Genomic DNA, 7147 nt, shown 5'->3' on the forward strand with positions numbered 1-7147 from the left:
AATACCTTCTATTCATAAAGAAACCCGTGCTTATAGTATAAACACGGGTTCTTTTTTCAATTTACAATTTATTCTATCCTATTATTTCGGGATTGTCATTCTTCGGAGTTTCTTCTGCAGCGGTCAAATTCTCTACAGGATGTGTATCTGGAACCTGCACTACAGGAATATTCTGCTCGTCACCAATAATATCTTCTATTCTGAAATCAATCTGTTCTGTCTCGTATGTCTTTGTTCTTTCCTGTATGTCTTTTTGAGAGAATTTTCTCGGAATCTTGAATTTTGCAATATACTCATCAATTTCGCTTTGGTCTTTGTCTCTAAGATATTCAACTACGGAAAGTACAATTTTTTTGTTTACTTTATCAAATTCAATAACTCTTACTTTAAGTATCTCACCCGGTTTGAATAATTCTCCGAAGTTTCTTACAGAGCTCGTCGAAAGCTGTGAAGCAGGAACGAATGAATCTACCTGGTCAGGAAGTTCAACAATAATTCCTTTTTCAATCGTCTTAAGAATCTTAGCCTCTGTATCAAGTCCCGGTTTATACTTTGTCTCAAGTGTATCCCATGGATTATCAAACAATTGTTTATGTCCGAGGGATATCTTCTGGTTAGCAACATCAATACCGAGTATAACGACTTCAATCGGGTCACCCATTTTAACAAATTCATTAACATCGAGTATCTTCTTTGTCCATGAGAGGTCTGAAATATGAACAAGACCGTCAACGCCTTCTTCAAGTTCTACAAATATTCCGAAGTTGGTTATGTTACAGACTTTGCCCTTCTGTTTCGTACCTACAGGGAATTTATCAAGAAGACTCTGCCATGGATTCGGTGTAAGCTGTTTCATTCCAAGCGATAGCTTTCTGTTTTCAAAGTCAATGTTTAATATCTGTGCTTCTACAAGCTGACCCATCGTTACCATCTGGCTCGGATTCGTAATATGTTGTGTCCATGACATTTCGCTTATATGTATTAGTCCTTCAATACCTTTTTGAATCTCTATAAACGCACCATAGTCTGTTAATGATACTACCTTACCTGACACTTTATCACCTACCTTGAATTTCTCCTGTATGTTATCCCATGGATGCGATTGAAGCTGCTTTAAACCAAGATAGACTCTTGATTTCTCTGCGTCGAATTCAATCACAAATACGTCGATTACATCGTCAAGTTTAACTACATCTGAAGGATGGTTTATTCTCCCCCATGAAAGATCAGTAATGTGTATCAATCCGTCAAGTCCGCCGAGGTCAACAAAAACGCCGAAGTCTGTTATTGCTTTAACAGTTGCTTTAAGCGTCATGCCTTTCTTTATTGACTTAAGAAGTTCTTCGCGCTGTCCTGCCATTGATTCTTCAATCAGGACTTTATGAGAAACAATGATATTTTCTATCTGGTTATTGATTTTCAGTACTTTAAAGTCCATCATCTTGCCGACGTATTCATCATAATCTCTTATAGGTTTGGTATCGATTTGTGAACCGGGTAAAAATGCTGTTAAACCGCTTAAGTCAACAACGAATCCGCCCTTGATTCTTCTTAGGCACTTGCCTTTTACTATAGTTCCGTCTCTTTGTGCTTCAACAATCCTGTCCCACATCTTGATTGAATCGGCTTTCTTCTTAGAAAGAACAAGCTGTCCCTCCTTATCTTCAATCTTCTCAAGGAAAATCTCAATCTCATTACCGACCATCAATTCTTCGGGATGTGCAAATTCATTAATTGATACTCTGCCGTCTGATTTTGAGCCTATATCAATCAAAACATCTTCACCGTGTATTGCTACGATTTTACCCTTTACAAGTTCATTCTCTTTAATGACATTAAAGGTTCTTTCGTAAAGCTTTAGCATAGATTGAAATTCATCTTCGTTGTAATCTGAAGATATAAACCTTGTTACAATTTTTTCTGCGCTCTTTGAAGATTCTGCAGTTACCGCAGATTTTGTTTCCTCAACTTCTTCTTTCTTAAATTTTTCTGACATATATTTTTGGTTCCCGGTTAATTTACTTTCCATTTTCAAGCCGGTATAAAAATGAAAGTTTTATTTTTATAATCCCCTCGGGTATCTATCCCTCAGGCTGGTTTAAAATCGCTTCCGGATTAATAATTATTCTGTATAAATAATTTACCTGTTCCTCTACAATCATGTTTGTTGTATCAACTTTTACGGCATCTTGCGCTTTCTTTACTATTGCAGGTGCTTTCTTTATTTCTACATCGTCTCTGAGCTTTATCTCTCGTGCTATTTTATCTTTTGAAAATTTCTGCCCGTTATCTAAAAAATCTTGCTGCCTTCTCGCTATCCTTGCACTCATGTCGCTAACAAGGTAAAACTTAAACTTTGCATTCGGAAAAACCTCTGCTCCAATATCTTTGCCTTCTACTACAATATTCGTCGAACCGTCGTCAAGCGCCTTTATTTTCTGGTTAAGTATCTGGCGGAGTTTTCCAATCTTGCTTATTCCGCTTACTTTATTTGTTACATCTATATCTTTTATCGAACCTGAAATATCCTCGCCGTTTATGCTTACCTTTTCGTCTTCTATACTGATTTTTATGTTCTGAGCTGCTTTGCATATTGCAAGATAATCATTCGGCTTTATTTTATTCTTCAGCACAAAATAAGTAACGGCTCTGTAAAAAATACCGCTGTCATAGTATTTATAACCGAGTTTTAACGCTAAATATTTTGCTGCAAGGCTTTTCCCGGTTCCTGTCGGACCGTCAATCGTAATAATCAAGTTTCCATTATCCATTAAAACATAAAATCAGTTTTTGCAAAACAATAAATATCGTAAAAATTAGCTAATTATTCAAGTTATAAAGAATCTAAGGAGATTTACTGGAGTTTTCTGATTGAAATGATGTAAGTCATTGAAAATACATCATTATAATAGAGTATTTTGAGTTAGATTAGAATTCATTCCTCCTTTAAGTCAAAAGGAGGAATGAAAAATAAAGACTATTTTCTTGTATAGATTATTTCCATTGTCTTGATTTCTTTTCCATCCATTAATGAGAATGATTCCATCGACATTGTATTTTCATCCGTCCATTTCATCGTTTCCTTATAATCAGTATCTTTTCCGGACATCGGGTCATACATTTTGCCTTTTATTATAACTGATTTGCTTGCGTCATCGTATTTTCCCTCACCGTACATGATTCCCGTTCCCATATTGTCAATCCATGTGCTTATGTAAATCTTTTTCCCGTTGTCATAAGCTATTAGACTTATACCGTTAAAAGGCATTCCCATAAAATTACCCTTTACTTCCATTTGAGAATACCTTCCGTCGAGTATCATTTTGCAGAATGCAGTACCCTCTGTAGTAGAAGGTTCTCCGTTAGGGTCCATCCACATTTTACTCGTGAAATTCCAGTCACCGTTCATTTTTGCAAGTTGTTCGTGTTCCTTGCCCGGTGTCATGTATTCTTTCCATTTTTGCATATCATCGTTTTGTGCAAATGATAATGCCGGAAATAAAAGTGCCAGTAGAATAAATAGTTTTAAATTTTTCATAGCTGTTTTATTTAGTTTATGAATAAATATAACAAAATATCAATTAAAAAGCAGTATAGCGCAATCGTTGTCTTACTTCAAAAATCTCTTGTCAATAATAAAAATCTCATCTCTTCTGAAAACAATAAAACATCTTTTTCTTAGTGAAACTATCTCTTATACCTGTATAATAAAAACACACTTTTATAAAAGAAAAAGGCTTAACAGTTTTCTTTTTCTTAGATTCGCCGTGGTGTTTGTCTTAAAACCCGTTTTTCCCTTTCTGTCTTTCCAGCGAAAGCTGGAATCCAGAATGTTTCACGTGGTTTTTCTTTTATAACTTTCGGTTTATATACTTCTGAGACGAACTCCGTGGCGGACGGTTAATTTCTTTGTTATTGTTTGTCTTTATTTTGTTTGTGCTATCGGCTACGCCGTGTTCTCTGCTCTTACTCTGTGATAAATTCTCTTTGAAATAATTAATGTTATTTCTCAGTGTTACTATGTTTAAAAACTTTGTAATAAAAACAAACTTTTATAAAAGAAAAAATCTCAAGTGTTTTCTTTGCATCCTTTGCTTCCGAGTCGAAGATCCGCCGTCTTGTTGGGCGGACGACCCTTGCGGTAAAAATCATCTTTCTTGTTTTAGTATTTGTTCTCTGCGCTCTCTGGGTGTCGAAGATCCGCCGTGGCGGACGGTTAAATTCTTTGTTAATGTTGTCTTTATTTTGTTTGTAGCCATCGGCTACGCCGTATTCTCTGCTCTTACTCTGTGATAAATTCTCTTTGAAATAATTAATGTTTTTTCTCAGTGTTCTCGGTGATTATTCTCGGTGAACTCTGTGGTAAATTTTTATTTTGTTTGTCCGCCGAGGCGGATTCGCCGCGGAGAATAGCAATCGACTAAGCCGTGCTCTGTGATTATTTCTGTTCTCCTCGGTGGTAAAGTTCTTATTTGTTTGCAGTTCTCTTGCAGCGATGTTCCTCTCTGTATGCTTCAGCGGTAAAATCTCCTGCTTTACGAAATTACGTTAGCTTTCTGAATAGCGATATAGCGTAACTATCCGTCATCCCTGCAATGAACTCGCATATTTGTAAAATCCTTAAGTACAAATCTTTCTCTGGGTATCCGTCGTTTCCAAGATACTGTTTCGGTAAAATCTCAATGAGCTTATCGCTCAATACGTCTTCTTTATGAATCCTGTCTCTCAGGTCTCGAAAACTGTTAACTGCATTTATAAACAAATCCATTAGTTTCTCTACTACACTGAATCCGGAAATTTCTATCATAACAACATCTTTAGAATTATATATGTTTCTTACCGATAGTGCTTCAATTTCTTTCAGTATTTTCATTCTCTTTTTGTCAATCTCCTCCAGCAGTGCTTTATCAAAATCGCCTTTCAGAATATCCTTTTCATTATCAAGAAATATTTCCGATACTTCTTCAATAAGTGAAGTAATAACTTTCGACCTTAAATAACCAATTTGTTCTTTTATGTCTTTTATGTTGTTGAACTTCGATTGCTTAAAGTACGTATTCGAAAGCATTGAACGCAGTATATCTCTTCCCTGCTCGAAAGGTATAAGTCCTATTCTGATTCCGTCCTCAAAATCGATTATTCTGTAACATATATCATCAGCTGCCTCAATGATGTACGCAAGCGGATGTCTTGAATATATTCCGTCTTTATTCTTTACAATTTTTAGTTCACCAAAGATTTCTTCAAAACTTTCCGTTTCCGCATAGAAGTATCCGTACTTTTTATGTATTCTGTTTTGATGCTGTTTTCCTTCTTTGAATGAAGCGCATGGATATTTTGTAAAAGCTGCAAGAGTGCTGTATGTAAGGCGGATGTTTCCTTTTAGTATATTATGCCTGTTCGTCAAAATTCTGAAACCGTTTGCATTCCCCTCAAAATTTACAAGGTCGCTCCATTTCTCCGGAGGAATGTCTTTCTCGAATTTCTTGCCTGCACCCTTTCTGAAATAATTGCTAATAGCAGATTCACCCGAATGACCAAACGGCGGATTCCCAATGTCATGCGCCAGACATGCAGTCGCCACCACAGAGCCGAAATCTTCGACGGTAACGGATTCCAATCCATTCCTGTCAATAATCGTTTTCCCGATTTCCTTTGCCAGCGAGCGTCCAACGCATGAAGTCTCAAGGCTATGCGTCAATCTTGTATGCACAAAATCACTTTCCGGCAGGGGAATAACCTGTGTCTTATCCTGCAGTCTTCTGAATGCAGATGAAAACACAACCCTGTCAAAATCAACCTCGAAAGTTGTTCTTGTCTGATTTGCAGAATCCGTATATTTTTCTTCGAGTCTCTTAACGGAAAACAGATTATTCCAGTCCATCATATGTATTTAATTGTATAATCATAAAAGTTTAATAATAAATGAATGACTAAATTAGTCAATAATAACCCAATCTAAAATATTAAAATGATACCTAAATATTATCCTTTACTTAAATACAAAATTGTTGCTAATTTAAATTAAATAAAGGAATTTATCATGGAATACAAAACTTCAATAGACATATTCAAAAAATACTTCGAACATAAGTTTGCGAAATCGCTTAAAACACTCGATAAATCAGCCTTTCCGGGGAATCCGTTTGTTTCAATTTCGCGTACTACGGGTGCTGGAGGTGTTAATTTCCCGAAAAGCTTGTCCATCACCTTAACGAGCAGGAAAGTAAATCCGAAAATAAATGGATGATATTCGATAAGGACGTACTCGAAATGGTTCTCGAAGAGCATAATCTCCCAAAGGAAATAAAGAAATTTATGCCCGAGAAGAAGGTCTCTGAATTTCAGGATGTTATCGAACAGCTTTTCGGACTTCATCCAAACGAGCACAAGTTAATAAAAAAGGTAAGCGATACAATTCTGCACCTGTCACACATTGGAAACGTTGTGTTTGTCGGACGCGGTTCCAACATCATCACCGCTGAATGCAAGTACGGTCTGCATCTGCGTATATTAGACAGTCTTGAAAACAGGATAATTAATGTCCAGAATTATTTTAAGCTCAACAGGGTACAGGCATTAAAATTAATCCAGACAGAGGATAAAAACAGAAAAAACTATATTAAAAAATATTTTAACAAGGATATCGATAACCCGTTGCTTTATTCACTCGTAATAAACTTCGAATCATTTGAAACTGAAGACGTAATTCTAATGATTATCAATGAAGTTCAAAAGCTGAAAAAACGCACCATCACATAAAAGTATTTTTTGCTCCGTAATTCTTCTTTTGTGTATTTGTGCTTAGGTGGGTCACCTGCTCATTATTCTGCGGCATTAGCTCTTTGCAATAAATTCGCAGTTCTTACTGCACCGTGCATTCTGTGTGCTTTGTGAACTCTGTGTTAAAATACTCTTGCTCTTAGCAATAAAATAATTTCTCCTCTGTGCCCTCTGTGAACTCTGTGGTAAAATGTTCTTGCTCTTAGCAATAAAATAATTTCTCCTCTGCGCCCTCTGTGAACTCTGTGGTAAAATGCTCTTGCTCTTAGCAATAAATAAATTTCTCCTCTGTGCCCTCTGTGAACTCTGTGGTAAAATGCTCTTGCTCTTAGCAATAAATAAATTTCTCCTCTGTGCCCTCTGT

7 protein-coding genes are annotated in these 7147 nt (G+C 36.2%); 2 read left to right on the forward strand and 5 right to left on the reverse strand.

What is annotated here, in order from left to right:
* Window positions 1–73 precede the first annotated feature (73 nt).
* The 4 genes from rpsA to WC644_13205 form a co-directional block, all read right to left on the reverse strand.
* Complete coding sequence (rpsA, locus tag WC644_13190) at window positions 74–1996, reverse strand: 30S ribosomal protein S1 (protein ID MFA5012889.1); 1923 nt, start codon at window positions 1994–1996, stop codon at window positions 74–76.
* Window positions 1997–2081: 85 nt separating this feature from the next.
* Window positions 2082–2771 (reverse strand): (d)CMP kinase, encoded by a 690-nt coding sequence (cmk, locus tag WC644_13195; GenBank protein MFA5012890.1) that lies wholly within the window; start codon window positions 2769–2771, stop codon window positions 2082–2084.
* 206 nt (window positions 2772–2977) lie between these two features.
* A complete protein-coding gene (locus tag WC644_13200; protein ID MFA5012891.1) occupies window positions 2978–3538 on the reverse strand; it encodes a DUF1579 domain-containing protein in 561 nt (186 codons plus the stop codon).
* A gap of 1005 nt (window positions 3539–4543) precedes the next feature.
* Window positions 4544–5887, reverse strand: coding sequence for a deoxyguanosinetriphosphate triphosphohydrolase (locus tag WC644_13205; GenBank protein ID MFA5012892.1), 1344 nt, complete (start codon window positions 5885–5887; stop codon window positions 4544–4546).
* A 156-nt stretch (window positions 5888–6043) separates the two neighbouring features.
* On the opposite strand from WC644_13205, the gene WC644_13210 reads away from it, so the two are divergent.
* Together WC644_13210 and WC644_13215 are read left to right on the forward strand one after the other, a co-directional pair.
* Entirely contained in the window at window positions 6044–6250 is a 207-nt protein-coding gene (locus WC644_13210; GenBank protein ID MFA5012893.1) for a hypothetical protein, read from the forward strand.
* Window positions 6247–6762: a cytidylate kinase family protein gene (locus WC644_13215; protein MFA5012894.1), complete on the forward strand. Its 516-nt coding sequence runs from the start codon at window positions 6247–6249 to the stop codon at window positions 6760–6762. Before WC644_13210 ends, WC644_13215 begins: the two co-directional genes overlap by 4 nt.
* A 75-nt stretch (window positions 6763–6837) precedes the next feature.
* Here the strand turns inward: WC644_13215 and WC644_13220 are convergent.
* Window positions 6838–7147: hypothetical protein (locus tag WC644_13220; protein MFA5012895.1), on the reverse strand; the 310-nt coding region annotated here is incomplete at its 5' end.

The sequence above is a fragment of the Ignavibacteria bacterium genome, assembly GCA_041649015.1.
Taxonomy (GTDB): domain Bacteria; phylum Bacteroidota; class Ignavibacteria; order Tepidaquicellales; family Tepidaquicellaceae; genus CAIKZJ01.

Coding starts and splice junctions, on each gene's coding strand:
- rpsA (MFA5012889.1), bottom strand. CDS start 1,996: ATGTCAGAAAAATTTAAGAAAGAAGAAGTTGAGGAAACAAAATCTGCG.
- cmk (MFA5012890.1), bottom strand. CDS start 2,771: ATGGATAATGGAAACTTGATTATTACGATTGACGGTCCGACAGGAACC.
- WC644_13200 (MFA5012891.1), bottom strand. CDS start 3,538: ATGAAAAATTTAAAACTATTTATTCTACTGGCACTTTTATTTCCGGCA.
- WC644_13205 (MFA5012892.1), bottom strand. CDS start 5,887: ATGATGGACTGGAATAATCTGTTTTCCGTTAAGAGACTCGAAGAAAAA.
- WC644_13210 (MFA5012893.1), top strand. CDS start 6,044: ATGGAATACAAAACTTCAATAGACATATTCAAAAAATACTTCGAACAT.
- WC644_13215 (MFA5012894.1), top strand. CDS start 6,247: ATGATATTCGATAAGGACGTACTCGAAATGGTTCTCGAAGAGCATAAT.